Source organism: Pseudoduganella flava (assembly GCF_007830495.1).
GTDB classification, from domain to species: domain Bacteria; phylum Pseudomonadota; class Gammaproteobacteria; order Burkholderiales; family Burkholderiaceae_D; genus Rugamonas; species Rugamonas flava.
In genome coordinates, this window is record NZ_VLKW01000003.1 from 333,931 (window position 1) to 360,337 (window position 26,407).

The 26,407-nt window shown below is 66.0% G+C and carries 26 protein-coding genes; 9 read left to right on the forward strand and 17 right to left on the reverse strand.

From position 1 onward, the window contains the following. Positions 1-118: 118 nt before the first annotated feature. Positions 119-1,138, reverse strand: a complete 1,020-nt coding sequence (locus IP92_RS09665; RefSeq protein ID WP_145874336.1) for a transporter — start codon at positions 1,136-1,138, stop codon at positions 119-121. Positions 1,139-1,277: 139 nt separating this feature from the next. Between IP92_RS09665 and IP92_RS09670 the strand changes: the two genes are divergently transcribed. The 7 genes from IP92_RS09670 (at position 1,278) to IP92_RS09700 (ending at position 9,153) form a co-directional block, all read left to right on the forward strand. Beyond that, the gene (locus IP92_RS09670) at positions 1,278-2,162 is read left to right on the forward strand and encodes a CorC family transporter (RefSeq protein WP_145874837.1); all 885 of its coding nucleotides are present in this window, start codon (positions 1,278-1,280) and stop codon (positions 2,160-2,162) included. Continuing rightward, positions 2,162-3,721: an apolipoprotein N-acyltransferase gene (gene lnt, locus IP92_RS09675; RefSeq protein WP_145874337.1), complete on the forward strand. Its 1,560-nt coding sequence runs from the start codon at positions 2,162-2,164 to the stop codon at positions 3,719-3,721. The genes IP92_RS09670 and lnt overlap by 1 nt, the downstream gene beginning before the upstream one ends. Positions 3,722-3,811: 90 nt before the next feature. Beyond that, positions 3,812-4,711, forward strand: coding sequence for a glycine--tRNA ligase subunit alpha (glyQ, locus tag IP92_RS09680; RefSeq protein WP_145874338.1), 900 nt, complete (start codon positions 3,812-3,814; stop codon positions 4,709-4,711). 8 nt (positions 4,712-4,719) lie between these two features. Further along, the gene (gene glyS, locus IP92_RS09685; protein ID WP_145874339.1) at positions 4,720-6,816 is read left to right on the forward strand and encodes a glycine--tRNA ligase subunit beta; all 2,097 of its coding nucleotides are present in this window, start codon (positions 4,720-4,722) and stop codon (positions 6,814-6,816) included. 3 nt (positions 6,817-6,819) lie between these two features. Further along, positions 6,820-7,389 carry a D-glycero-beta-D-manno-heptose 1,7-bisphosphate 7-phosphatase gene (gene gmhB, locus IP92_RS09690; RefSeq protein WP_229418709.1) on the forward strand — a complete coding sequence of 190 codons (570 nt, stop codon included), beginning with the start codon at positions 6,820-6,822 and terminating at the stop codon, positions 7,387-7,389. 16 nt (positions 7,390-7,405) lie between these two features. Next, positions 7,406-8,146, forward strand: a complete 741-nt coding sequence (locus IP92_RS09695; RefSeq protein ID WP_145874340.1) for a lysophospholipid acyltransferase family protein — start codon at positions 7,406-7,408, stop codon at positions 8,144-8,146. Between the two features lie 71 nt (positions 8,147-8,217). Then, a complete protein-coding gene (locus IP92_RS09700; protein ID WP_371860922.1) occupies positions 8,218-9,153 on the forward strand; it encodes a M48 family metallopeptidase in 936 nt (311 codons plus the stop codon). A 4-nt stretch (positions 9,154-9,157) separates the two neighbouring features. On the opposite strand, the gene IP92_RS09705 is transcribed toward IP92_RS09700, so the two are convergent. The 10 genes from IP92_RS09705 to rfbB all read right to left on the reverse strand — a co-directional run bounded on the left by IP92_RS09705 (position 9,158) and on the right by rfbB (position 19,091). After that, on the reverse strand, positions 9,158-9,589 hold the full coding sequence (locus IP92_RS09705; RefSeq protein ID WP_145874341.1) for a PIN domain-containing protein: 432 nt from the start codon (positions 9,587-9,589) through the stop codon (positions 9,158-9,160). A 501-nt stretch (positions 9,590-10,090) separates the two neighbouring features. Continuing rightward, on the reverse strand, positions 10,091-11,386 hold the full coding sequence (gene waaA / locus IP92_RS09710; protein ID WP_371860904.1) for a lipid IV(A) 3-deoxy-D-manno-octulosonic acid transferase: 1,296 nt from the start codon (positions 11,384-11,386) through the stop codon (positions 10,091-10,093). Positions 11,387-11,441: 55 nt separating this feature from the next. Beyond that, a complete protein-coding gene (waaC, locus tag IP92_RS09715) occupies positions 11,442-12,416 on the reverse strand; it encodes a lipopolysaccharide heptosyltransferase I (RefSeq protein WP_145874342.1) in 975 nt (324 codons plus the stop codon). 10 nt (positions 12,417-12,426) lie between these two features. After that, entirely contained in the window at positions 12,427-13,809 is a 1,383-nt protein-coding gene (locus IP92_RS09720; protein ID WP_145874343.1) for a phosphomannomutase/phosphoglucomutase, read from the reverse strand. A 209-nt stretch (positions 13,810-14,018) separates the two neighbouring features. After that, positions 14,019-14,327, reverse strand: coding sequence for an H-NS histone family protein (locus IP92_RS09725; RefSeq protein ID WP_145874344.1), 309 nt, complete (start codon positions 14,325-14,327; stop codon positions 14,019-14,021). Between the two features lie 72 nt (positions 14,328-14,399). Further along, on the reverse strand, positions 14,400-15,494 hold the full coding sequence (locus IP92_RS09730) for an MraY family glycosyltransferase (protein WP_145874345.1): 1,095 nt from the start codon (positions 15,492-15,494) through the stop codon (positions 14,400-14,402). Positions 15,495-15,707: 213 nt separating this feature from the next. Continuing rightward, positions 15,708-16,577, reverse strand: coding sequence for a dTDP-4-dehydrorhamnose reductase (gene rfbD / locus IP92_RS09735; protein ID WP_145874346.1), 870 nt, complete (start codon positions 16,575-16,577; stop codon positions 15,708-15,710). Beyond that, positions 16,574-17,119: a dTDP-4-dehydrorhamnose 3,5-epimerase gene (gene rfbC, locus IP92_RS09740; protein ID WP_145874347.1), complete on the reverse strand. Its 546-nt coding sequence runs from the start codon at positions 17,117-17,119 to the stop codon at positions 16,574-16,576. Before rfbC ends, rfbD begins: the two co-directional genes overlap by 4 nt. Next, complete coding sequence (gene rfbA, locus IP92_RS09745; RefSeq protein WP_145874348.1) at positions 17,116-18,024, reverse strand: glucose-1-phosphate thymidylyltransferase RfbA; 909 nt, start codon at positions 18,022-18,024, stop codon at positions 17,116-17,118. The genes rfbC and rfbA overlap by 4 nt, the downstream gene beginning before the upstream one ends. Further along, positions 18,021-19,091 carry a dTDP-glucose 4,6-dehydratase gene (gene rfbB / locus IP92_RS09750; protein ID WP_145874349.1) on the reverse strand — a complete coding sequence of 357 codons (1,071 nt, stop codon included), beginning with the start codon at positions 19,089-19,091 and terminating at the stop codon, positions 18,021-18,023. Before rfbB ends, rfbA begins: the two co-directional genes overlap by 4 nt. Before the next feature lie 103 nt (positions 19,092-19,194). On the opposite strand from rfbB, the gene IP92_RS09755 reads away from it, so the two are divergent. Beyond that, positions 19,195-20,049 (forward strand): symmetrical bis(5'-nucleosyl)-tetraphosphatase, encoded by an 855-nt coding sequence (locus tag IP92_RS09755; protein WP_145874350.1) that lies wholly within the window; start codon positions 19,195-19,197, stop codon positions 20,047-20,049. On the opposite strand, the gene IP92_RS09760 is transcribed toward IP92_RS09755, so the two are convergent. From IP92_RS09760 to IP92_RS09785, 6 genes are read right to left on the reverse strand one after another with little or no spacing between them, the layout of a single operon-like run. After that, entirely contained in the window at positions 20,046-20,852 is an 807-nt protein-coding gene (locus tag IP92_RS09760) for a lysophospholipid acyltransferase family protein (protein ID WP_371860923.1), read from the reverse strand. The two genes, IP92_RS09755 and IP92_RS09760, sit on opposite strands and share 4 nt — an antisense overlap. Positions 20,853-20,856: 4 nt before the next feature. Continuing rightward, positions 20,857-22,173, reverse strand: coding sequence for a dihydroorotase (locus tag IP92_RS09765; RefSeq protein WP_145874352.1), 1,317 nt, complete (start codon positions 22,171-22,173; stop codon positions 20,857-20,859). 8 nt (positions 22,174-22,181) lie between these two features. After that, positions 22,182-23,147, reverse strand: a complete 966-nt coding sequence (locus tag IP92_RS09770) for an aspartate carbamoyltransferase catalytic subunit (protein WP_145874353.1) — start codon at positions 23,145-23,147, stop codon at positions 22,182-22,184. Positions 23,148-23,155: 8 nt separating this feature from the next. After that, positions 23,156-23,677, reverse strand: a complete 522-nt coding sequence (gene pyrR / locus IP92_RS09775) for a bifunctional pyr operon transcriptional regulator/uracil phosphoribosyltransferase PyrR (RefSeq protein ID WP_145874354.1) — start codon at positions 23,675-23,677, stop codon at positions 23,156-23,158. A 7-nt stretch (positions 23,678-23,684) separates the two neighbouring features. Continuing rightward, a complete protein-coding gene (gene ruvX, locus IP92_RS09780) occupies positions 23,685-24,095 on the reverse strand; it encodes a Holliday junction resolvase RuvX (RefSeq protein WP_145874355.1) in 411 nt (136 codons plus the stop codon). Next, positions 24,088-24,753, reverse strand: coding sequence for a YqgE/AlgH family protein (locus IP92_RS09785; RefSeq protein ID WP_145874356.1), 666 nt, complete (start codon positions 24,751-24,753; stop codon positions 24,088-24,090). The genes ruvX and IP92_RS09785 overlap by 8 nt, the downstream gene beginning before the upstream one ends. A 211-nt stretch (positions 24,754-24,964) precedes the next feature. On the opposite strand from IP92_RS09785, the gene IP92_RS09790 reads away from it, so the two are divergent. Further along, positions 24,965-26,407 (forward strand): cryptochrome/photolyase family protein, encoded by a 1,443-nt coding sequence (locus tag IP92_RS09790; protein WP_145874357.1) that lies wholly within the window; start codon positions 24,965-24,967, stop codon positions 26,405-26,407.

A 26,407-nucleotide genomic window follows, 5' to 3' on the forward strand; every position in this document is an offset into this window, starting at 1 on the left:
GTCAGACCCGGACAGGACACGAGCTCGACCGCAAGCACTCGGTCAAACTGCCGAGGCCGTGTCCGATGTCGGGGTCTGACCCCAGAAGGACACGGGCTCGGCCTTAGTGACGCGGCGGTCACTCCAGCTCGCGCTGCTTGCGCAGCACCACCCATCCCGCGACGAACGTGAACGCCGCGACGATGCCGGCGATGATCCAGAAGCCGGCCGCGTCGTTGGCCAGCGGCACGCCGCCCACGTTCATGCCCAGCAGGCCGGCGATGATGTTGATCGGCAGCGCCAGCACCGTGACAATCGTCAGCACGTACAGGCTGCGGTTGTTGGCTTCGCTGACGAGCGCGGCGATTTCTTCCTGCAGCAGCTTGATCCGTTCCTGCAGCGACGCGATGTCGTTCAGCGTGACGGCGAATTCCTCGCTGGCCTCACGCAATTCCTGCCGGTCCTGCACCGACACCCACGACGGCGGCCGCTGCAACAGCCGGAACATCGCGGCCGGCTCCGGCGCCAGCAGCCGCTGCAGCCGCACCAGCACCCGGCGCAGTGCGCCCAGGTCGGCCCGTTTGTACTTCAGCTGGCCGGACAGCAGGTTGTCCTCGATGTTGTCCACCTTGCCGGTCGCGACGCGCACGATGCGCGTCAGCACATCCGCCTGGTCGCGCAGCAGGTGCGTCAGCAGCACGACGGACGATGCGATCGGCTCGCCCCGCCGCACCGCCTGCCGCAAGCGCTCGACGGCCTGCAGGGGGCTGCGCCGGGCGCTGATGACCAGCCCGCTTTCGACGGACAGGTACAGGCTCGAGATATCGGACGGTTCGAACGAGAAATCGCGCAGCACGTCGTTGACGACCGCCACCAGCGTGTCGTCGGCCTGTTCGATGCGGGTCGAGCGCGAGCCCTCGTGCAGGCAATCGTAGAACTCGTCGGCCAGCCGGGCGTGCTCGCGCAGCCATTTCTCGCTGGCCGTGTTGGCAAGATTGAAGTGCAGCCACAGGAATTCGTCCGGATGGGCGGCCTGCTGGCGCAGCCACCGGGCCGCCTCGTCGGCGGCAATGGGCAACGGTTGTGGCCCGCGCCCGAACAGGTAGCCGCACACCAGCCCGCATTGATCCGATCCATATTCCAGCGTATTTGCCTGCATGCTCATCCTCCCCGGGGCGAGCTTAGCAAGCGTTTGTGACGGGACGATGTCATGGCATGACTTTTTGATAAAAACGCCCTGTCATGTCCCGTTGGTGTATCCTATATCCCTTCGAAACAAAATGGCTTTCATGCCTGCTATGCAAGAGCACTCTAGTAGCGTCAGGAATGACGCTCACCCCAAACCCCACCGCACTCTTCTCGAGCGCCTCACCGCCCTGATCTCTCCGGAGCCGGAAAATCGCTCCGAGCTCCTCGAAGTCCTGCACGAAGCCCACGAACGCAACCTGATCGATGCCGACGCGCTGTCGATGATCGAAGGCGTGTTCCAGGTATCGGACCTGTCCGCGCGCGACATCATGATCCCGCGTTCACAGATGGACGTCATCGACCTCACCAAGCCCATCGACGAATGGATGCCGCTCGTGCTGGAAACGGCGCACTCGCGCTTCCCGGCCATCGAGGGCGAACGCGATAAGGTCGTCGGCATCCTGCTCGCGAAGGACCTGCTGCGCTACTACGCCGAGGAATCGTTCGACGTGCGCGACATGCTGCGTCCGGCGATCTTCATCCCCGAATCGAAGCGCCTGAACGTGCTGCTGCGCGACTTCCGCGCGAACCACAACCACATGGCGATCGTCGTCGACGAATACAGCGGCGTGGCCGGCCTGATCACGATCGAGGACGTGCTCGAGCAGATCGTCGGCGACATCGAGGACGAATACGACTTCGACGAAGAGGAAGACAACATCCTGTCGATCAAGGAAGGCCAGCTGGGCCCGCGCTGGCGCGTCAAGGCGCTGACCGAGATCGCCCAGTTCAACGAGGAACTCGATACCAACCTGCCAGACGACGAGGTGGACACGATCGGCGGCTTCGTCGCCAAGCACCTGGCGCGCATGCCCCATAAGGGCGATGTGTTCGACATCGACAACCTGCGCTTCGAAGTGCTGCGCGCCGATGCCCGCCAGATCCACGTGCTGACGGTCGAGAAACTGCCGCCCGCCGTCGACGAGCAGGACTGATGCGCTTTCGCCGTACCGCTCCCGGCGAACCGCCCGCCCCGCCCCGTACCCTCCAGAGCCGCCTGATCATCGCCGCCATCGCCGGCGGCGCGAGTGTCTTCTCGTTCGCGCCGTTCGGCTGGTGGCCGCTGCAGCTCGTCACGCTCGCGCTGCTGTTCTACCAGGTGCTGCGTGCGCAAACCCCGAAGGCGTCGTTCTTCATCGGCTGGGCCTTCGGCTTCGGCTGGTGCCTGGCCGGCGTGCACTGGCTGACGATCGCGATCTCGCGCTTCGGCGGCCTGCCGCTGCCGCTCGCGTGGATCGCGATCGCGCTGCTGGCGCTGTACATGGGCCTGCACTGCGGCGCCGCGATGGGCCTCGGCGCCTGGCTGCGCCGGCGCTGGGCGCTGTCGCTGCCGGCCGCCAACCTGCTCGTCCTGCCGGCATTGTGGGCCGTCTCCGAATGGACCCGCGGCTGGCTGTTCACGGGCTTCCCGTGGGCCTCGTCAGGCTATGCGCACAATGTGTCGCCGCTGGCGGGCTATGCGCCGATCCTCGGCGTGTACGGCATCGGCTGGCTGGTGGCGCTGACGGCCGGCGCCCTGCTGTTGCTGATGCACCGCACCCGCAAGTATGCGCTGGCCCTGATCGCGCTGGTCTGGCTGGCCGGCTTCGCACTGCAGTACGTGACGTGGACGACGGCGACCGGCAAGCCGCTGTCCGTGCGCCTCGTGCAGGGCAATGTCGCGCTGGCGCTTAAATTCGATCCGAACCACGTCGGCGACACGCTGCGCCGCTATCGGGAGGCCGTGATGGCCGAGCCGGCGGACCTGATCGCGATCCCCGAAACGGGCATTCCGCTGTTCCCGCAGCAGCTGCCGACCGGCTACCTGGACAGCTACGGCAGCTTCGCCCGCAAGACCGGCAGCGCCGTCGTGCTGGGCATTCCGCTGGCGGACAGCCCGACCCGCTACGGCAACAGCGTGCTGGGGCTCGGCCCCACGCTGGGCAAGCCGTATCGCTACGACAAGCACCACTTGGTGCCGTTCGGCGAATTCATTCCGCTGGGCTTCCGCTGGTTCACGGACATGATGCACATCCCGCTCGGCGACCAGACGGGCGGCGCCGCGCTGCAGCCGTCGTTCGCCGTCAAGGACCAGCGCGTGCTGCCGAACATCTGCTACGAGAACGTGTTCGGCGAGGAGATCGCCGCGCAGCTCGACAACGGCTCGCGCGCGACGGTGCTGCTGAACGTCTCCGAGCTGGCGTGGTACGGCGAATCCGTCGCGATCCCGCAGCACCTGCAGATCTCGCGCATGCGCACGCTGGAGACGGGCCGGCCGATGCTGATGGCCACCAACACGGGTGCCACCGTCGTCATCGACGGGCGCGGCAACGTCACGGCCAGCCTGCCCTGGTACCGCGAAGGCGTGCTGAAAGCCACCGTGCAGGGCATGACGGGCGACACGCCGTACATCCTGCTGCGCAATGGCCTGGTGCTGGCGATTGCCGCGGCGGCGCTGCTCGGCGCCTGGGTGGGCGCGCGCCGCCACGCCAGCCGCCGGGGCTCCCCTGCTTGATCTCTACTGGTTCCGTGCAAAAACCGCTAAAATGAATCGTTTTAGCGAACCGATAACAGGTGCGCGTGCGCGCCCCACCGAACGACCACGATGCTGACATTCCAACAAATCATCCTCACCCTGCAGACCTACTGGGACAAGCAGGGATGCGCCCTGCTGCAACCCTACGACATGGAAGTGGGCGCGGGCACCTTCCATACCGGTACCTTCCTGCGGGCGATCGGCCCCGAGCCGTGGCGTGCCGCCTACGTGCAGCCGTCGCGCCGCCCGAAGGATGGCCGCTACGGCGAGAACCCGAACCGCCTGCAGCACTACTACCAGTACCAGGTGGTACTGAAGCCGGCACCGGAAAACATCCTCGACCTGTACCTCGGCTCCCTCGCGGCGCTGGGACTGGACCTGAAGCAGAACGACGTGCGCTTCGTCGAGGACGACTGGGAAAGCCCGACCCTTGGCGCCTGGGGCCTGGGCTGGGAAGTCTGGCTGAACGGCATGGAAGTGACGCAGTTCACGTACTTCCAGCAAGTGGGCGGCCTCGATTGCAAGCCCGTGCTGGGCGAGATCACCTATGGCGTCGAGCGCCTGGCGATGTACCTGCAGGGCGTCGAAAACGTGTATGACCTGGTGTGGACCGAGTGGGAAGAGAACGGGGTCAAGAAGACGCTGAAATACGGCGACGTGTTCCACCAGAATGAAGTGGAGCAGTCCACCTACAACTTCGAGCACGCCAACACGGAACTGCTGTTCGCGCAGTTCGCGAACCACGAATCGGAAGCGAAGCGCCTGATCGAGCTGCAGCTGACGCTGCCCGCCTACGAACAGATCATGAAGGCTTCGCACAGCTTCAACATGCTGGACGCGCGCGGCGCGATCTCGGTGACGGAGCGTGCCGCCTACATCGGCCGCGTGCGCAACCTGTCGCGCATGGTCGCGCAGGCCTACTACGACTCCCGCGAACGCCTCGGCTTCCCGATGCTGGACCAAGCTTGATAATGATTATGACCCAGACTCTCCTGATTGAACTGCTGACCGAAGAACTGCCGCCGAAGGCGCTGTCCAAGCTGGGCGCCGCTTTTGCGAACGGCATCGTGGCCGGCCTGAAGGCGCGCGACTTCCTCGAGGAAGACAGCGTGGCCACCCCGTACGCAACGCCCCGCCGCCTCGCCGTCGCCATCACGAAAGTGCGTGCCGTATCGCCCGACAAATCGATCCGCGAAAAGGTGCTGCCCGTGACGGTGGCGCTGGACAAGGACGGCAACCCGACCGCGCCGCTGGCGAAGAAGCTTGCGGCCCTCGGCTTCCCCGACCTGCAAGTGGCGGACCTGGAACGCGCGCAGGACGGCAAGGCCGAATCGTTCTTCTACACGTACACCGCCGCCGGCTCGCAGCTGGAAACGGGCCTGCAGGCCGCGCTGGAAGAATCGGTCGCGAAGCTGCCGATTCCGAAGGTGATGAGCTACCAGCGTCCGGATGGCGACACGGTGCAGTTCGTGCGCCCGGCGCACAGCCTGATCGCGCTGTACGGCGACAAGGTGCTGCCGTTGTCGCTGCTGGGCCTCACCGCATCGAACCAGACCGAAGGCCACCGCTTCCTGGCACCGCAGCGCGACGTCGCCGTGCCGCACGCGGAAAGCTATGCGGACACGCTGGTGCAGCAGGCGAAAGTCATCCCCGGCTTCGACGCACGCAAGGAACAGATTCGCCGCGAGCTGCTGGCCAAGGCCGGCGACGACAAGGTGCTGATGCCCGAGGCGCTGCTGGAGGAAGTGGCGTCGCTGGTCGAATGGCCGGTCGTATACGAATGCCGCTTCGAGGAAGAGTTCCTCGCGGTGCCGCAGGAATGCCTGATCCTGACGATGCAGACGAACCAGAAATACTTCGCGCTGACGGATGCGAACGGCAAGCTGCGTTCGCGCTTCCTGATCGTGTCGAACATCGCCACCGACACGCCCGCCGCGATCATCGGCGGCAACGAGCGCGTCGTGCGCCCGCGCCTGTCCGACGCCAAGTTCTTCTTCGAGCAGGACAAGAAGAAGTCGCTGGAATCGCGCCTGCCGCTGCTGACGAACGTCGTGTATCACAACAAGCTCGGCACGCAGGCCGAGCGCAGCGAACGCGTCACGTCGCTGGCCGCCGCCATCGCGCGCCGCATGGGTGCCGACGTGGCACTGGCCGAGCGCGGTGCGCGCCTGTCGAAGGCCGACCTGCTGACGGACATGGTGGGCGAGTTCCCCGAGCTGCAAGGCATCATGGGCACGTACTACGCCCGCCACGACGGCGAGCACGAGGAAGTGGCGCTGGCCGCCTCCGAACACTACCAGCCGCGCTTTGCCGGCGACGCGCTGCCGTCCACGCCGACCGGCACCGCCGTCGCGCTGGCCGACAAGCTCGAAACGCTGATCGGCATCTGGGCCATCGGCCTGCAGCCGACCGGCGACAAGGATCCGTTCGCGCTGCGCCGCCATGCGCTGGGCGTGCTGCGCATGCTGGTCGAGAAGCGCCTGCCGCTGGCCATTTCCGACCTGTTGAAGGACGCCGTCGCGCAATTCGTCGCGGTACCGAACTTCAAGGACCCGAGCGTGGAAGTCACCGCCTTCATGATGGACCGCCTGCGCGGCATCCTGCGCGAACGCGGCTTCACGCCGAACGAGATCGAGGCGGTCGTGGCACAGAACCCGGACCGCCTGGACGACATCGTCCAGCGCCTGGAAGCAGTGCAGGCATTCGCCGCCCTGCCGGAATCGAGCTCGCTGGCCGCCGCCAACAAGCGCATCACGAACATCCTGAAGAAGAACGAGGAAGCGCTGGCGCAGGCAGGTTCCGTGAACCCCGCGCTGCTGCAGGACACGGCGGAGAAGAACCTGGCCGCCGCCGTCACGCGCGTGCAGCCGGACGTCGACGCGGCATTCGCCGCCGGCGACTTCACCGGCACGTTGAAGACGCTGGCGCAGCTGCGCGACGACGTCGACGCGTTCTTCAACGACGTGATGGTGATGGCCGACGACATCGCGCTGCGCAACAACCGCCTCGCGCTGCTGTCGTCGCTGCACGGCATGATGAACCGCGTGGCGGACATCTCGAAGCTGGCCGCGTAAGCCATGCCGCAAACGCCGCCATTGAAGCTGATCATCCTCGACCGGGACGGCGTGATCAACCACGACTCGCCGGACTTCATCAAGTCGCCCGACGAGTGGATGCCGATCCCCGGCTCGCTCGAGGCGATCGCGCGCCTGAACCAGGCGGGCTACCGGGTCGTGATCGCGTCGAACCAGTCGGGCATCGCCCGCCAGTTCTTCGACATCACGACGCTGAACGCGATCCACGCGAAGATGCACCGCCTCGCGCTGCAGGTGGGCGCGGACATCGACGCCGTGTTCTTCTGTCCGCACGCGGCAGCCGACAACTGCGACTGCCGCAAGCCCAAGCCGGGCATGTTCGCCGAGATTTCGAAGCGCTACCAGGTCAGCCTGAAAGGCGTGCCGACGGTGGGCGACTCGCTGCGCGACCTGCAGGCGGGCTTCATCAGCGGCTGCGTGCCCTATCTTGTCCTCACGGGAAAGGGAGAAAAAACCCACGTCACGGGCGGCCTGCCGCCCGGCACGCTGGTGTTCCCCGACCTCGCGGCGACCGTGCAGCACATCCTGAAGCACCCCGCGCCCCAATCGTAAAACCGGAGAATCCCCGTTGCGTAAAGCCGTATTGTTCCTGCGTTCCCTTCTCTTCACGGTGATCATGGCGATCTTCACCGTCATCTGGTCGTTCGTCTGCATGCTGGTGGCGCCGCTGCCGTACAACAAGCGCTATTGGGTCACGTCGCGCTGGAACGTGTTCGTCATCTGGCTGGCCAAGGTAATCTGCGGCATCCATTACGAATTCAAGGGCTACGAGAACTTCCCGGACAGCCCGGCGGTGATCCTGTCGAAGCACCAGTCGGCATGGGAGACGATCTTCCTGCTGGCATACCTGCCGCGGCCCCTCGTCTTCGTGTTCAAGAAGGAGATTCTGTACATTCCCTTCTTCGGTTGGGGCATCGCGTTGTTGCGGATGATCCCCATCGACCGCAAGCAAGGCAAGAATGCGTTCAGGATGGTCGTCGCGCACGGCAAACGCCGCCTGAAAGACGGCCAATGGATTATCATGTTCCCGGAAGGGACACGCATTCCGGTTGGCCAGGCGGGCAAGTACAAGAGCGGCGGCACGCGCCTTGCGATCGAGACGGGTGTGCCGGTCGTGCCGATCGCCGTCAACTCCGGCGAATGCTGGCCGAAGAATTCCTTTATCAAGTATCCGGGCAAGATCACGGTCTCGGTGGGCAAACCGATACCGTCCGAAGGGCAGACGCCCGACAGCATGATGGAACAGGTGGAACAGTGGATAGAATCAGAAATGCGCGTCATTTCGCCCCACGCCTACAGCGCTGGCTAGAAAAGCGCGCGCAGGCCAGCGACAGGACGAACGAGGGCAAGTCCCAGCTCGACCTGTTCGCCGAAAGGAGCGTGGGCTTGCAAGCCCACGCCGCTTTGCAGGCGGAGGGCGGTGCTCTCCGCACCCCTGATGAACGGAGTGCCGCGCCGTCCTCTCCCTCCCCTTCCACCGCATCCGCTTTCCCCATTCCGGCACCTGCCACCGTCAACCTGCTGCGCCCTACGGTACCCCTGAAACGCCCCGACCCGAGCCCGGTCACCCCGCCGCAGGATGGCGAGGATCGCCGCCAGGTGCTGGTCGGCAGCTTCATCCTCGAATACGTGTTGCGCCGTTCGCCGCGCCGTTCGATCGGCTTCATGGTCGACGACAACGGCCTGCGCGTGACGGCGCCGAAGCGCTGTTCGCTGGCGGACATCGAGAACGCGATCCGCGCGAAGCAGAACTGGATCCTGACGAAACTGGACGAGCGGCGCGAACGCCGCGCGGCCCGTCTCGACAAACCGCCGCTCGAATGGAAGGATGGCGCGAAGCTGCCCTACCTGGGCAGCGAGATCACGCTGCGGCTGTACCATGCGCCGCGCAATCGCACCGACTTCAATCCCGCGACGAACGAACTGGCGATGGGCCTCGTGCAGGGCGCCACGGAACTGCTGTTGAAGGAGCGCGTGAAGAACTGGTACAAGCAGCAGGCCGAGGGCCTGTTCGCGCAGCGCCTGGACCTGTATGCGCCCCGCGTGGGCGTGCAGTACGCATCGTTCTCGCTGTCGTCGGCCGACTCGCGCTGGGGCTCCTGCACGGTGCAGCGCGTGATCCGGCTGAACTGGAAGCTGATGTACTTCTCGCTGCCGCTGATCGACTACGTCGTCGCGCACGAGCTGGCGCACATCCACGAGATGAACCACAGCCCGCGCTTCTGGGCGCACGTGGAGCGCGTGTATCCGCAGTATGAGGAAGCCAAGCAGTTGCTCAGGCGACGCTCGCAGGAGCTGCCGGTGTTGTTCCCGTGACGGGTTACGGCGCTGGCGCGATCCTGCTGACCACGCCATCGGAGTATTGATACGGCACGCGCACGGGTAAGCGTGCTTCTGCGAAGTCGTTGCCGTTGCGCGTGACGATGATCCGGCCAGTGACGTTCGCTGTCGCCAGGATAATCGCGTCCGGCGTCTTCAGCTTCCTTCGGCCGTACATCGGCACAAGGCTGCGCGCTCGCAGGTGCGTCGCCTCGCGGATGATCGCATCGTCCGTGTGCAGCACGTAGATCGGCAAGTCCCGGACGATGCTGTCGAACCGCATCATCTCGGAAGGGGTGAACTTGACGGCGACCTCCGTCCAGGTGATGGCGCTGATCGCGATGTTGTCGTGATAGGAAATCTCATCCTCGGCGGCAGGCAGGTCGTTGAACAGGTCGATCAGGATGTTACTGTCCAACAGGATCAAGCTCATTCATCGATCCCATTCGGCACGCGATTCCAGCTGATACTGCAGGCCGTCCCTCGGCGCGTCGACCCGTTCCTTCCACATGCCGCGCACCCGCCTGAGGACCTGCCGCCGCTGCTCGCGTTCGGCATCGTACCTGGCGGGCGATCCAGGGGGCGAGAGCGACCGGGAAGTATATTCGGCCCGCCTTTGCGCAGCCAGTAATTCCGTTGCACGGTCCACTTGGCAGGTACCGGCAGACGGGACGACGGTATCCTTGTCCGATCCGGTCACCGTGCGGTGCGCTCCCCCAATGCCGAGCTCGCCAAGCCGCCGGCTCCTGAGAGCGGATGCGACGGCAGAGCGCGGCGATTGTCGCTCCGCTTTCCATTTCCGACCTGGTTTCATGGCGACTCTCCTCTGCTTGCACCGCATGGCGCTGTTACAGAAAAGTCTACTCCAAAACAGGGGCTTTGTCGCTGGCTTGGCGCGCCTGATCAGGCCCAAGCTCGACAGTAAGCGCTAACCTCACGCCTCTTCCAGCGGCGGCAGCAGCGCCAGCGTGCGGGCCGTCGCGCCCCGATGCTGGTTCGCGAATGCAAGCCCGGCCTGGCCCATCGCGGCGCGCGCGATGTCGTCGGACAGCAGCCGCGCCGCCTGCGCCATCAGGTCGGCGGCGTCCGCAATGCGCTGGGCACCGCCGGCGGCCACCGCGTCATCGGTCACCTGCGCGAAGTTGAACGTATGCTGGCCGATCAGCACGGGCTTGCCCAGTGCGGCGGCCTCGATCAGGTTCTGGCCCCCCAGCGGCAGCAGGCTGCCGCCGATGAACGCGACGTCGCAACTGGCGTAATAGGCGAACATCTCGCCCATCGAATCGCCCAGCACGACGCGCGTGGCCGCATCCACCTGTGCACCCGGCTGCGCCAATCCGCTGCGCCGCTGCACAGTGAGTCCCCGCTCACGCGCCATCGCTTCGACCGCGTCGAACCGCTGCGGGTGACGCGGCACCACCAGCAGCAAGGCATTGGCGGGCAGCGCGGCGGCCTGGAACGCGTCCAGGATCAGCTCCTCCTCGCCTTCGCGCGTGCTGGCACACAGCAGCACCGGCCGGTGGGTGCCGGCATCGAACTGCGTGCGCAGTTGCGCACCGAGCGCCAGCGCGGCCGGCGGCACGACGACGTCGAATTTGATGCTGCCGGTGACCGCCACGTTCGCGGCGCCCAGCTGGCGCACGCGGGCAGCGTCGTCCTGCGTCTGCGCCGCAACCAGCGAGATGCCGGCGGCGGCGTCCGTGATCAGCTTGCCGAGCCGCTTCGCCTTGCGCAGCGAGCGTTCGGACAGCCGCGCATTCGCCAGCACGACGGGCACGCCATGCCGGTTGCAGCTCTCGATCAGGTTGGGCCACACTTCCGTTTCCATCAGCAGGCAAACGCGCGGCTGGAAATACGCGATGAAGCGGCCCACCAGGCCCGGGGTATCGTAGGGCAGATAGGATTGCACGACGCGCGCGCCGTGCTTGCCGAACAGGCTCTTGCCGGTCGCGCGGCCCGTCGGCGTCATGTGCGTCAGCACGATGCGGCCACGCGGGTATTCCTTCAGCAGCGCTTCGACGAGGGGTTCGGCGGCACGGGTCTCGCCGACGGACACGGCATGCACCCAGATCGTCAGCGGCTCGTCGTTCGCGGCGCGGCGTCCATAGATGCCGAGGCGCTCGTTCCAGAAGCGGCGGTAGCCCGGTTCCTTGCGGCCGCGCCACCACAGGCGCCCCAGCACGAGCGGCAGCGCGAGCCACCACAGCAGCGTGTACAGCCGGCGTATCATGCGCACGCCTTCACAGCGATCCGCTTCACGGCAAGCCGCCTCACAGCAAGCCGCCTCACAGCAAACTCTTCGCGGCGGCAACCACCTCGGCCACCGATGGCGGAGCGCCGGCATCGCCCAGGTTGATGATCTTTGGCGACCAGTTGCCTTCCGTCTTCCAGCGCGGCGAGTCGCAATAGATCTCGACGACGGGCCGGCTGAATGCGGCGGCGATGTGCGTCAGGCCCGTGTCCACGCCGACGGCCAGCCCGGCGCGGCGCGCCAGCATCACGGCGTCGGCCATCGACAGCTTCGGCAGCACGCGCGCGTTCGGCATGCCGGCCGCCAGCGCCTGGGCCTCGGCCTGCTCTTTCGGCGAACCCCATGGCAGCAGCACGGCCATCGGCGCCAGTTCCTTGCCCAGCGCGATCCAGTTGGCGGGGGCCCACTTCTTCGCGTCGCGCGCCGTCCCGTGGAAGAACACGGCATACGGTTCGGCCGGCATCCACTCGGGGCGCGGCGTGTTCGGCGCCACTTCGGGCAGGCCGAAGTCGGCCGGGGTGTCGACGGCGTAGCCCAGCGCCGCGCCGACCACGAGCCGCCCACGCGCCACCGCGTGCGTGCGCGGGTCGAGCGGAATCGATTTCGTATGGAAGATGCGCGAGATGCCTTCGTAGCCGGAGCCTTCGCTGCCGTTCGCCAGGCCCACCTTCTGGCCGCCGCGCCGGATACGCGCCGCGCCCATGATGATGCCCGTCTTCAGCAAGCCCTGTGTGTCGAACACGTAGTCGTATTCGACTTCGCGCAGGCGGCGGAAGAACGTGCCGATCTCGGCCCGCACGGCCTTGTCGCCCAGGTGCTTGCGCCAGCGCCGCAGCGCGAACGGGATGACGTGGCGGACTTCCTGGTTCAGCTGGACGAGGCTGACATACCCCTCCTCGACGACCCAGTCGATGTTCGCTTGCGGGAAGTGGCGGCGGATGTCCGCCACGATGGGCATGTTGTGCAGCACGTCTCCCAGCGAGGAGACGCGCACCAGCAGGATGTTCATCGACAGGGAATCAGAAAGGCAGCTGCGCGTCCGGCTTGGCGGTCAGGATCACGTCGCGGAACTGGCCCTGGATACGCGCCAGCGCGGCCGGCGTCTCCGCTTCGAAGCGCAGCACGATCACCGGCGTCGTGTTCGACGAGCGCGCAAGGCCGAAGCCGTCCGCGTACTCGACGCGCAAGCCGTCGATCGTGATGATGCGTTCGTTGCCGGGGAATTTCGCGTCGCTGCGCAGCTTGTCCATCAGCGCGAAGTTCTCGCCTTCCTTCAGGTGCAGGTGCAGTTCCGGCGTGCTGTCCGATTGCGGCAGCGCGTTCAGCAGCGCGGACGGGTCCTGCTGCTTCGTGAGGATCTCCAGCATGCGCGCGCCGGCGTACAGGCCGTCGTCGAAGCCGTACCAGCGGTCCTTGAAGAAGATGTGGCCGCTCATCTCGCCGCCCAGCGGCGCGCCCGTTTCCTTCAGCTTCGCCTTCACCAGCGAGTGACCGGTCTTGTACATCAGCGGCGTGCCGCCGGCCTTCTCGATGTACGGCGCCAGGTGGCGCGTGCACTTCACGTCGTACAGGATCTGCGCGCCCGGATTACGCGAGAGCACGTCGGCCGCGAACAGCATCATCTGGCGGTCCGGGTAGATGATCTGGCCATCCTTCGTGACGATGCCGAGACGGTCGCCGTCGCCGTCGAACGCCAGGCCGATCTCGGCATCCGTCTCCTCCAGGCAGCGGATCAGGTCCTGCAGGTTTTCCGGGTGCGCCGGGTCCGGGTGGTGGTTCGGGAACGTGCCGTCCACGTCGCAGAACAGTTCGATCACTTCGCAGCCCATGCCGCGGTACAGGTCGCCCGCGAATGCGCCGGCCACGCCGTTGCCGCAGTCGACGGCGATCTTGATCGGGCGGGCGATCTTCACGTCGCCGATGATGCGCTCCAGGTAGGCGGCGCGGATGTCGTGCGTGCGGTAGCCGCCCGGCTGCGCCGCCGACTGGAGCGTGCCCGCGGCGATGCTGTCGTACAGGCCGGTGATCGCGTCGCCATAGATCGCTTCGCCGGCCAGCACCATCTTGAAGCCGTTGTAGTCGGGCGGATTGTGACTGCCCGTGACCATGATGCCGGACTTCGTTTCCAGCGCATTCGTGCCGAAATACACCATCGGCGTGGCCACCATGCCCAGATCGATCACGTCGACACCGGCCGCTTGCAGGCCTTGCGCCAGGGCGGCGGCCAGTTCCGGGCCGGACAGGCGGCCGTCACGGCCGATCACGACGCTGCGCTCGCCCTTCGCCAATGCGGCCGCCCCGAAGGCGTGGCCGATCTGACGGGCGATGCCTGCGTCGAGGGTGTTACCGATGATGCCGCGGATATCGTAAGCTTTGAAGATCGATTTGGAGAGCGAGACCATGAATTCGGGAGCCCGGGCTGAGTGGGCAGCCGGCTTTATTAGTTGGAAACAAACGGTATAGTAGTGGCGATACAGGCGGCAGGCAAGTGCGCTTGAGAGCGCGCGGCGGGTGAAGCGGCCGGGCGCCAACCAGGAGTCAACCCGGCAGCCGGTGGGCTGCGGCTGAGCGGGAAGCGCGCGGCCTGCCCCGGCGCTTCCGGCCGCGCGGATCAGATCCGCAGTTCGTCGATCGACTTGCCGGCGTCGAGCCAATCCTTGACCCATTTCGGCTGGCGGCCGCGGCCGGTCCATTGCTGGCTGGCGTCGCTCGGATTGCGGTAACGCGCCGCCACCGTGCCGCCTTTGCCGCGCGGATTTGTGGTGATCAATTCCTTCAGCGGCAGACCCACGCGCTGGGCGATGGCGAAGATCTCTTCCTTTGCCTTTTGCAGATCCTGCGTCTCGCGTTTTTTCAGCTCGCGCTTGGCCTGCTCCAGCAGATTGCGCAAATCCGCAGCCGACATATTCGACAGATCCATCGTCTATTCCTTTGTAAAAAAAATTACGGGTACGTGTTTCTGTGCGAAATATACACCAACTTCAGAATTTTTCTAGTTTCTTTTGTGCCTGATCATCCAGCGGGGCGCTTTAAATCGGACTATCCTGACATATAGCCAGACATAACTGATTATGAACAAGGCGCAGAATAGCATCAGAACCCATGTGTAGCGCCAGAATACGGTGGCTGGAATTACCGCCATCAACGAAAACATCCACAGGTATGGTGACGTCAACGAATTACGCCGCATCAGTGCGCGCGCATCCTTGTGGCCCACCGCCCATTGCACGACGCGGCGGAAGATCAGGCTGTGCAAATGAATCCCGTCCGGCATCGCCGGGGATTTGCCACGGATAAACATTCGACGATATACGGAAAATAGCGTTTCAAATGCCGGGTAGATCAGGAGCAACGCGGCATACCAGGTCGACACTTGCGGATTGCGCATCACCAGCAGCAGCGCCAGTTCGCCCAGCATAAAACCGATAAAGTAGGCGCCGCCATCGCCAAGGAATATGAGCCCGACCGGATAATTCCAGATCAGGAAGCCCGCCGTGGCCCCCGCGACCATCAGCGCCGCCACCAGCACGAACATGTCGTTGACCTGCAGTGCGACATAACCGAGCGACAGCAGCATGCAAATGGTAACCACGCTGGCCAGCCCGTTAAATCCATCGATGATATTGACGGCATTGGCGATACCCGCCACCGATAAAACAGTCAGCGGCAATGTCAGCCAGATATAGGGCAATGGCCAGACGGCACCGATCCAATCGATCCGATCGATGCGTGCATCGAGCAGGTAATAACCGAGCAGCGCGGCAAACATCGTCAGCAGCAGGCGTCGCGCGGCCGACACCCGGCCCGTGTAATCCTCGACGATGCCGCCGACGAATGCGCAGGCGCTGCACGCCATCAGCGACAGCATCCATGTCGTCAGCGCGGGTACGCGCCACACGGAGATACATGCCGACAGCGCGACGGCGAGGAAGATCGACAGGCCGCCGATCCGGGCCACAGTATGCGCGTGCACTTTCTGGACCCCGTTGAAATCGGCGTCGAGCGCCGGGCCATGCAGGCGCGCCTCCTTGATGACCAGCAGGGTCAGCAGGGCTGAAGCGACGAAGCTAACCAGGAATGAAAACATGTATGTGTAAGAAGGTCGTGCGACGCACGGTCGCAGTGGGCATTATTCGCATGCCAATGCGCGATTGTACCGGATCAATAATAGGAAAATGGAAAAAGCCGGTGCCGCGGTCGCAGGACGATTATCCGCAGAGAAACTACGCCGGGCGGCGGATTCTAACGCGCCCGGCCGGGCGGCCGGGGCGTGCTTACGATTCGAAACAATCGTGCCAGGTCAGGCAAGGCACAGGCGCAGGGCCTCGCGCCAGTCCGGCAGGCGGACGAAGCGCTGCTGCAGTAGCTCGGACGACAGCACCGAATACTGCGGCCGGCGCGCCGGCAGCGGGTATTGATCCGTCGTGATCGGCACCAGCCGGCAGTCGATGCCGGCCTCCTCCAGGATGGCCTGGGTGAAGCCGAACCATGTGGTGCGGCCCTGGCTGGACAGGTGATAGATGCCGCCGTTCTCCTGCCACCAGTCGCGCCAGCCGTCCTGCCCGTGCTTGCCGGCCTGGGCCAGGATCAGCGCCGTCGTGTCGGCGATCGTGCGGCTCCACGTTGGTGCGCCGTGCTGGTCGTCGACGATGCGCAGCTCGTCGCGCTCCTTCGCCAGCCGCAGCATCGTCAGCAGGAAATTCTTGCCGCGCGTGCCGTACACCCAGCTGGTGCGCAGGATCAGGTGCGGCACGCCGGATGCGGCAATGGCCTGTTCGCCGGCCAGCTTGCTGGCGCCGTAGACGTTCAGCGGGCCCGTCGCGTCGTGTTCGGCGCGCGGGTCCGGGTCCTGGCCGGGGAACACGTAGTCGGTCGAGTAGTGCACCAGCGCGGCGCCCAGCGCCAGCGCTTCCTCGGCCATCACGGCCGGGGCCTCGGCATTGACGCGGTGCGCCAGCTCCGGCTCGCTCTCGGCCTTGTCGACGGCCGTGTAGGCGGCCGGGTTGACGATCAGTTGCGGCCGCTCGGCGCGGATCACCTCGCGCACCTGGTCAAGGTTCGCCAGGTCCATGCGCGACCGGTCGACGGCGACGACCTGCCCCAGCCCCTGCAGGCTGCGCTCCAGTTCATAGCCGACCTGGCCGGAGCTGCCGGTAAGCAGGATCTTCATTCGAACACTTCCGCGTCCGCCAGCAGCACGCCCTTCTGGTCCTTCGCGGACAGCAGCGGCGCGCCGTCGAGCGGCCATTCGATGCCGACCGCGGGGTCGTTCCACAGGATCGACCGCTCGTGTTCCGGCGCGTAGTAATCGGTGGTCTTGTACAGGAATTCGGCGAACTCGCTGGTCACGGCGAAACCATGGCCGAAACCCGGTGGAATCCACAGCTGGCGCTTGTTCTCGGCCGACAGCTCGAGGCCATACCATTTGCCGAACGTGGCGGAGCTCTTGCGCAGGTCGATGGCCACGTCGAACACGCTGCCGGACGTCACGCGCACCAGCTTGCCCTGGGCCTGCCGCACCTGGTAATGCATCCCGCGCAGCACGCCGCGCGCGGAACGGGAGTGGTTGTCCTGCACGAACGGCAGGCGCACGCCCGTCAGGTCGGCGAAACGCTGGGCGTTGAAGCTTTCGTAGAAGAAGCCGCGGTCATCGCCGAACACGGTCGGCTCGATGACCAGCAGGCCCTCGATCGGGGTCGGTATCACTTTCATCGTGGGATCACTTTGTCCTGCAGGATTTGCATCAGGTATTGGCCGTAGTTGTTCTTCTTCAGCGGTTCCGCGAGGCGGCGCAGCTGCTCGGCATCGATATAGCCCTTGCGGTAGGCGATCTCCTCGGGGCACGCCACCTTCAGGCCCTGGCGCTTCTCGATGGTGGCGATGAACTGCGATGCGTCGAGCAGCGATTCGTGCGTGCCGGTGTCGAGCCAGGCCATGCCGCGGCCCATCAGCTCGACCCGCAGCTCGCCCTTCTCCAGGTAGGCCTTGTTGACGTCCGTGATTTCCAGCTCGCCGCGGGCGGAAGGCTTGATCGCAGCCGCGATGTCGCACACCTGGTTGTCGTAGAAGTACAGGCCCGTCACCGCGTAGTTCGACTTCGGTACCGGCGGTTTTTCCTCGATGCTGACGGCGCGCCGATCGGCATCGAATTCAACGACGCCATAGCGCTCCGGATCGTGCACGTGGTAGGCGAACACGGTGGCGCCGTGCTCCTGGCTGGCGGCGCTGCGCAGCAGTGCATCCAGGTCGTTGCCGTAATAGATGTTATCGCCGAGGATCAGCGCGGACGGCGCATCGCCGACGAACTCGCGGCCGATGATGAAGGCTTGCGCCAAGCCGTCCGGCGACGGCTGCACCGCGTACGACAGTTGCAGGCCCCACTGGCTGCCGTCGCCCAGCAGCTCGCGAAAGCGCGGCGTGTCCTGCGGCGTCGAGATGATCAGGATCTCGCGCATCCCCGCCAGCATCAGCGTGGTCAGCGGATGGTAGATCATCGGCTTGTCGTAGATCGGCAGCAGCTGCTTCGAGACGCTCGTCGTGACCGGGTACAACCGGGTGCCGGAGCCGCCCGCCAGGATGATGCCCTTGCGTTCCTTGATGGGGTCAAGTTGCGTCATGGCGCTTCCCTGTTGAAGTAATTGGTTTCCACCCATTTCGCGTACGCGCCCGACTGCACGTCGGCCACCCAGTCCGGATGGTCGAGGTACCACTGCACCGTCTTGCGGATGCCCGTCTCGAACGTCTCGGCGGGCTTCCAGCCCAGCTCCCGTTCGAGCTTGCGCGCGTCGATCGCGTAGCGGCGGTCGTGGCCGGGGCGGTCCTTCACATACGTGATTTGGGTGCGGTAGCTGGTGCCGTCCGCCTTCGGCTTCAGGCTGTCGAGCATGTCGCACAGCGTGTGCACGACGTCCAGGTTGGCCATCTCGTTCCAGCCGCCGACGTTGTACACCTCACCCAGCTGGCCCGCTTCGAGCACGCGGCGGATCGCCGCGCAATGGTCCGACACGTACAGCCAGTCGCGGATCTGCTGGCCGTCGCCGTAGATCGGCAGCGGCTTGCCCGCCTGCGCGTTGGCGATCATCAGCGGGATCAGCTTTTCCGGGAAGTGGTACGGGCCGTAGTTGTTCGAGCAGTTCGTCGTCAGCGTCGGCAGGCCGTACGTGTGGTGGTAGGAACGCACCAGGTGGTCGGATGCCGCCTTCGACGCGGAGTACGGGCTGTTGGGCGCGTAGGCCGTCGTCTCGGAAAACGGTGGATCGTTCGGGCCGAGCGTGCCGTACACCTCGTCGGTGGAGACGTGCAGGAAGCGGAACGCGGCCTTCTCGCCGTCCGGCAGCGCGTTCCAGTACGCGCGCGCCGCTTCCAGCAGTGCAAAGGTGCCGTTGATGTTCGTGTTGATGAATTCCGCCGGACCGTGGATCGAGCGGTCCACGTGGCTCTCCGCGGCGAAGTGCACGATCGCGCGCGGCTGGTGTTCGCGCAGCAGTTCGAGCACGTGCTCGCCGTCGCAGATGTCGCCGCGCACGAACAGGTGGCGCGCATCGTCCTTCAGCGTGGCCAGGTTGTTCAGGTTGCCGGCATAGGTCAGCTTGTCGAAATTGAGCACCGGCTCGTCCGATTGGGCCAGCCAGTCCAGTACGAAGTTCGAGCCGATGAACCCGGCCCCGCCTGTTACGAAAATCATTTAGTATCCCTGTCCAGCAAATTGATTTAGTAATAAGCTCGATTGTAATGCCAAAGCGGCCCGCCGATGATGAAAAAATTGCAATCGTGCCTGTAGGAATTCCATGCGGACTTATGCGATCGGCGACCTGCAAGGTTGCCACTCAGAAACTATAGCACTGGTCGAGCGCATTCTCGACCGCGAGCGCGGCAACGAGCCGCCGGCGATCCTGTTTTGCGGCGATCTGATCAATCGCGGCCCCGATTCGCTGGCGACGCTGCGCTACGTGCAGGCGCTCGCCCAGGGCAGCGGCGGGCGCATCGACGCGGTGCTGGGCAATCACGACCTGCACCTGCTGGCGGTGGCGAACGGCATCCGCCCGGAATCCGGGTCCGACACGCTCGACACGATCCTGGCCGCTCCGGACCGCGACGCACTGCTGCACTGGCTGCGGCACCGTCCGCTGGCATTGCTGACGAAAGGCCACCTGCTGGTGCACGGCGGCGTGCTGCCGCAATGGACGGCCACGCAGACGGTCGCGCTGGCCGGCGAGGTGGCGGCCGCGCTGCGCGGGCCCGACTGGCAAGGCTTCCTGGCCGAGATGTACGGCAACCAGCCGGACCGCTGGGACGACGACCTGCGCGGCAGTGCGAGGCTGCGCTGCATCGTCAACGCGCTGACGCGGATGCGCTTCTGCAGCGCCGACGGCACGATGGATTTCAAGTTGAAGGAAAGCGCGTCGGCCGAGGAGGGTTCCGGCCTGATGCCGTGGTTCGACGTGCCGGGCCGCGCGACGTCGGATGTGACCGTCGTGTTCGGCCACTGGTCCGCGCTGGGCTTGCGCATCACGCCAGGCTATATCGCACTCGACAGCGGCTGCGTGTGGGGCGGGCAGCTGTCGGCCGTCTGCCTGGACGACCGGCAATTGCTGCAGATCGAGTGCCCGGAATTCAGGAAAGCAAAGGGCAAGGCCGGCTAGGCCTGCTGGGCCTGGGCGTTGTCGGGATCCTCGTCCCCTTCCGGCTGGCCGTCCGCCTGCGGCTCGGCGGCCGGCGCCGGAATCCCCAGCGCCTCGCGGATCGCCTGGTACGAGCGCTCGGCCAGGTCGCGGCGGTTCGCCCCTTCCGCCTTCATCGAACGCAGGATCGTCACGCGCGCATGGATCGCCTTGCCGGACAGGATCGCCAGCACGCTCTGCACGAACGTCATGTCGCCGACGAAGTCGACGGCCGGATGCGGCTTGCGCTGATGGTCGATGTAGCGGATCGCGTATGGCTGCACGCGCGATTTCGCATCGACGGCCGCTTCGAACAGGTTCGCATGGAACGGCAGCAGCGTGCCTTGCGGCGCCGTCGTTCCTTCCGGGAAGAACGCCACGCGCTCGCCCGACTTCAGCGCACCGACGAGGCCTTCGAACGCGCGGCGCAGGTCGCGCCGGCTGCCGCGTGCGATGAACACGGTGCCGGCCTGCTCGACCAGCCAGCCGGCCAGCGGCCAGGCGCGGATCTCGGCCTTCGCGACGAAACGGCATGGGTACAGCGCGTTCAGCACGAAGATGTCCAGCCACGACACGTGGTTGGCCACAACGAGCGCCTGCGCGCGCGGCACCGCGCTGCCGGAAGTGATCTGCACGTGCACGTTGCAGATGGCCAGCAGGTGGCGCGACCAGCGCCGGATGTGGATCTCGCGCGATTCACGGTCGATCCACGGGAAGAACAACGCGCAGATCAGCATCCCGGACAGCAGGTGGACGACGAGCCGCGCGATGCGCAACGCGAGGATCATGTCAGCGGCCGGTGTGGTCGTTGCCGCCGTTGCGCTCATAGGCGACGTGGCCGGCGACGATCGTCGCCTTCACCTGCCCCAGCATCTCGTAGCCGAGGAAAGGCGTGTGCTTGCCCTGGCTGGCCAGCGCCGGCGCTTCGACGAGCCAGCGCGCGGCCGGGTCGAACAGCACGACGTCGGCCTTGCCGCCCACGCGCAGGTGGCCGGCATCGAGCCCCGCCACGCGGGCCGGGTCGGACGTCACGCGCTGCAGCGCCTTGAACAGGTGCGCGTCGTGGCCATGGCCCTGCTCTTCGCCCCACTTCAGCGCCAGCGACAGCAGCAATTCCAGCCCCGTCGCGCCGGGCGACGCTTCGCCGAACGGCAGCGTCTTTTCATCGTCGTCGACCGGCGTGTGGTCCGAGCAGATCGCGTCGATCGTGCCGTCCGCCAGCGCGGCGCGGATCGCTTCGCGGTCGCGCTGCGAGCGCAGCGGCGGCGTCAGGCGCGCGTTCGGGTCGAAGAAATTGATGTCCGCATCCGTCAGGTGCACGTGGTGGGCGCCGACGTCGCACGTGACGGGCAGGCCTTCCGCCTTCGCCGCGCGCACCAGCTCCAGGCCGGCGCTTGAGGACAGGCGGCACAGGTGCACCCGCGCGCCGGTGGCGCGCACCAGTTCGAAGATGGTGTGCAGCGCGATCGTCTCGGCCATCACCGGCACGCCGGACAGGCCCAGGCGCGAAGCCAGCGGGCCGCTGTGGGCGACGCCGCCCTTGCCGATCCACGCATCCTGCGGGCGCAGCCAGACGGTGTAGCCGAACGTCTTCGCGTACTGCAGCGCGCGCAGCAGCACGGTGGTGTCCTGCATCGGCACCTCGGCCTGCGAGAAGCCGATGCAGCCCGCTTCCGTCAGCTCGGCCATCTCGGTCAGCGCCTCGCCTTTCAGGCCGACGGTCAGCGCACCCAGCGGATGCACGTGCGCCTGGTTCAGGCCGCGCGCGCGGTGCTTCAGCATTTCCACGAGGCCCGGCTCGTCCAGCACGGGGTCCGTGTCCGGCGGGCAGACAAGGCTCGTCACGCCGCCCTGCATCGCGGCCTGCATTTCCGATTCCAGCGTGGCCTTGTATTCGTAGCCCGGCTCGCGCAGGCGGGCCGACAGGTCGACGAGGCCGGGCGCGACGACGAGGCCGGTGGCGTCGATCGTGCGCGCCGCCGTGAAGCCGGCCGGGGCGGTGCCCAGCGCGGCCACCTTGCCGTCGACGATGTACAGGTCCTGGACGGCGTCCACGCCGTTGGCCGGATCGATCACGCGGCCGTTCTTGATGTGAAGATTGCTCATTGCTGCGATTACCCTTGATTGCCAGCCAAAATGCTCATCACGGCCATCCGCACCGCGATGCCGAACGTGACCTGCGACAGGATCACGGCCTGCGGGCCGTCGGCGACGGCCGAATCGATCTCGACACCGCGGTTCATCGGCCCCGGGTGCATCACGATCGCATCCGGCTTGGCCAGCGCGAGGCGCTCCGGCGTCAGGCCGTAGCTCTTGAAGTATTCCTGCGCGGACGGCAGCAGCGCGCCGCTCATCCGTTCGTTCTGCAGGCGCAGCATGATGATGACGTCGACGTCCTTCAGGCCTTCGTCCATGTTCGTGAACGTGCGCACGCCCAGCTGTTCCAGGCCGCCCGGCAGCAGCGTGTGCGGGCCGATCGCGCGGATCTCCGGCACGCCCAGCGTCGACAGCGCGTGGATGTCCGAGCGCGCGACGCGGCTGTGCAGGATGTCGCCGACGATCGCCACCGTCAGGTTCGTGAAGTCCTTCTTGTAATGGCGGATCGTGTACATGTCCAGCAGGCCCTGGGTCGGGTGCGCGTGGCGCCCGTCGCCCGCGTTCACGACGTGGACGTGGTTCTGCTTCGTGTCGTACAGGTGCTTGGCGATCAGGTACGGCGCGCCGGACTGCGCGTGACGCACGACGAACATGTCGGCATGCATCGCCGACAGGTTGTCGATCGTGTCCAGCAGCGACTCGCCCTTGCTGGCCGACGAGGCCGAGATGTTCAGGTTGATCACGTCCGCCGACAGGCGCTTGCTGGCGATCTCGAACGTCGTGCGGGTACGCGTGGAATTCTCGAAGAACAGGTTGAACACGCTCTTGCCGCGCATCAGCGGCACCTTCTTCACTTCGCGGTCGGACACGCTGACGAAGGACCCGGCGGTATCGAGGATCTGGTTGATGATGGCTTTCGGCAGGCCTTCGGTAGTCAGCAAATGCTGCAGCTCGCCGTGTTTGTTCAGTTGCGGATTAAGCATTGTCGTGATCAAGCATTGTCGTGTTCGATGGTCAGGCTGAAGCGGCCGTCCCCGTTCTGGCGCAGGCGCAGCGCCTGGCCCGGCTGCACGCCCGTGTGCGCGGCCACGAAATTCGCGGCCACGGGCAGCTGGCGCTCGCCCCGGTCGACCAGCGCGGCCAGCAGGATCTTCGCCGGGCGGCCGTAGTCGAACAGCTCGTTAATCGCGGCGCGCGTCGTGCGGCCCGTGTACAGCACGTCGTCGATGAGCAGGATCGTGGCGCCGTCGACGTTGAAGTTGATGCTGGTCGGCTTCACTTCGGCGGGCAGGCCCTTCTTGGCGTAATCGTCGCGGTAGAACGACACGTCGAGCACGCCGCAGCGTTCGGTCATGCCGAGGTCGCGCGCCAGGCGCTCGGCGATCCAGGCGCCGCCGGAATGGATGCCGACGATCGCCGGCTCGTGCGCGCCGGCCAGGCCGGCCTTCACCTGGTCCAGCAGCGCTGCGTACAGCGCTTCGGCGTCCAGGCGGTCAGGGTCGATATGGGACATGGATGGGTCAGTAAGTAAGGTTCTGGTCGAAATACTGTTGCAGGATGACGGAGGCGGCGCGGTCGTCGATGACCTCGCCGCGCTTGGCGGACAGCACGGCGGACGAATAGCGTTCGTCGACCAGTTCGACGGGGATATTGAAGCGGCCGTGCAGCTGGTTGGCGAAGCGGCGGCAGCGCGCCGTCATCTCGTGTTCGTTACCGTCGGGATGCAGTGGCAGCCCGACGATGAAGCGGGTCGGGCCCCATTTGGCGATCAGCGCGGCGATCTCGGCAAAGCGGGTCTGGTTGTCGACGGCGGCGATGACGGCCAGCGGGCTTGCCTGGCCGATCATCGTGTTGCCCATCGCTACGCCGATACGTTTGATGCCGAAGTCGAAGCCGAAGACGGTTTCCGGCGCCTTGCCCGCACTAAGCATGACCTGCTTCGGACGTGAGCATCAGCGGGTCGATGCCCAGCAGTTTCATGGCCGCCACGTAGCGTTCCTCGATCGGCAGGTCGAACAGGATGCCCGGGTCGGCATGCACGGTCAGCCAGCCGTTGCGGCTGATCTCGTCCTCGAGCTGGCCCGGGCTCCAGCCCGAATAGCCGATCGACACGAGCATGCGCTGCGGGCCGGCGCCCTTGGCGACGGCTTCCAGCACGTCGATCGACGTGGTGAACGCCACCTCGTCCGTCACCTTCAGCGACGACGAATAGCGCGCGCCGGGCGTATGCAGCACGAAGCCGCGGTCGTCCTGCACGGGGCCGCCGAACATGATCGGCTTGGAGGTCAGCTGTTCACTGCCGGCCGTCACTTCCAGGTCGATGCGCTCGAACAGCACTTCCATCGTCATGTCGGTGGGCTTGTTGATGACGACACCCAGCACGCCGTTCTCGTTGTGCTCGCACACATAGACGACGGTGCCGCCGAACACGGGATCCTGCATCGACGGCATCGCGATCAGGAAGTGGTTCGCCAGATTCAGCGCGGCCGCGGCCGCGGTCTCCTTCGATTCCATCTTGTGCAACGGGGGTTCGCTTTCCTGTAACAGCCCGGGCACAGGTAGCGGTTTGCTCACTTTGCTCTTCTTCATAAGCTGCTCTCTTTGCTGGACTGTTGTTGTATTCCGGTGGTCGCGCACGTTCGTAACCAAAGGCAATTCACGCGCCACATCGACAGTTTACTATGAATTGCCGGAACGGCCACCCAAACGGGGCCGCAGGCCCGCTTTGTACGGCTGGCGGGGGCAGCCAAGCCGATGGTACGCAATAATATCGGGCTTTCTTTTGACCTCGGACACACAAATGCCCAAAAGCAATTCCGGCACCCACAATGGCAACACCGGTGCGCTCGTCTGGTTCCGCCGCGACCTGCGCGTGTTCGATCACGCGGCGCTGCACCACGCGCTGCGCGCGGGCGGGCCCGTCCATTGCGCATTCGTCTTCGACACCCCGATCCTGGCGCCCCTGCCGCACGACGACCGCCGCGTCGCTTTCATCCATGCGTCGCTGGCGGAACTGGCTGCCGAGCTGGAGGCGCTGGGCGGCCACCTGCTCGTGCTGCACGGCGATGCGCGCGACGAGGTCCCCCGGCTGGCTGCCCGCCTGCAAGTGGCGGCCGTCCACGCGAACGAGGACTACGATCCGGCCGCGATCGCCCGCGACGGGGCCGTGGCCGCGGCATTGCAGGCCGAAGGGCGCGCACTGCACCTGTACAAGGATCAGGTCATCTTCGCCAGGGACGAGGTGCTGTCGCAGGCCGGCAAGCCGCTGACGGTGTTCACGCCCTACAAGAAGGCCTGGCTGCGCCGGCTGGACGCGGAACCGGCCGCGCTGGCGCCGTGGCAGGTCGAACCGCACCGGGCCGCCTTCGCACCCGGGCGCTCGCAACTGCCCACGCTGGCCGACATCGGCTTCGCATCCGTCGACCTGGCGGCCGTGGGCATCGAGGCCGGCATGCGCGGCGGCGCGGCGCAGTTCGACGGCTTCGTCGACCGCATGGCCGCCTACGACACCGCGCGCGACTTCCCGGCGCAGGACGGCACGTCGCGCCTGTCGCTGCACCTGCGCTTCGGCACCGTGTCGATCCGCCACCTGGTGCGCACGGTGACCGCGCTGGCCGCCCGCGGCCAGGCCGGCAGCGGCGGCGCCACGTGGCTGTCCGAACTGATCTGGCGCGAGTTCTACCAGATGATCCTGTACTTCAACCCGCACGTCGTGCACGCGTCATTCAAGCCGGCGTTCGACAAGGTGCAGTGGGAAACGGGCGCTGAAGCGGACGCGCTGTTCGCGGCCTGGTGCGCCGGCCGCACCGGCTACCCGCTCGTCGACGCCGCGATGGCGCAACTGAACGGCACGGGCTTCATGCACAACCGGCTGCGGATGGTGACGGCCAGCTTCCTGTGCAAGGACCTCGGCATCGACTGGCGCCGCGGCGAAGCGTATTTCGCGGACAAGCTGGTCGATTACGAGCTGGCATCGAACAACGGCGGCTGGCAATGGGCCGCTTCGACGGGCTGCGATGCGCAGCCGTTCTTCCGCATCTTCAACCCGGTGACGCAGTCGGAAAAATTCGACCCGGACGGGGCCTTCATCCGCGCCTGGGTGCCGGCGCTGGGCGCACTTGACGCGCGGGCGATCCATGCGCCGTGGCTGCACGGCGGCGCTCCCGGCTACCCGGCGCCGATCGTCGACCATGCCGAGGCCCGCGGACGCACGCTGGAGCGCTATGCCGTCGTGAAGGCGTGA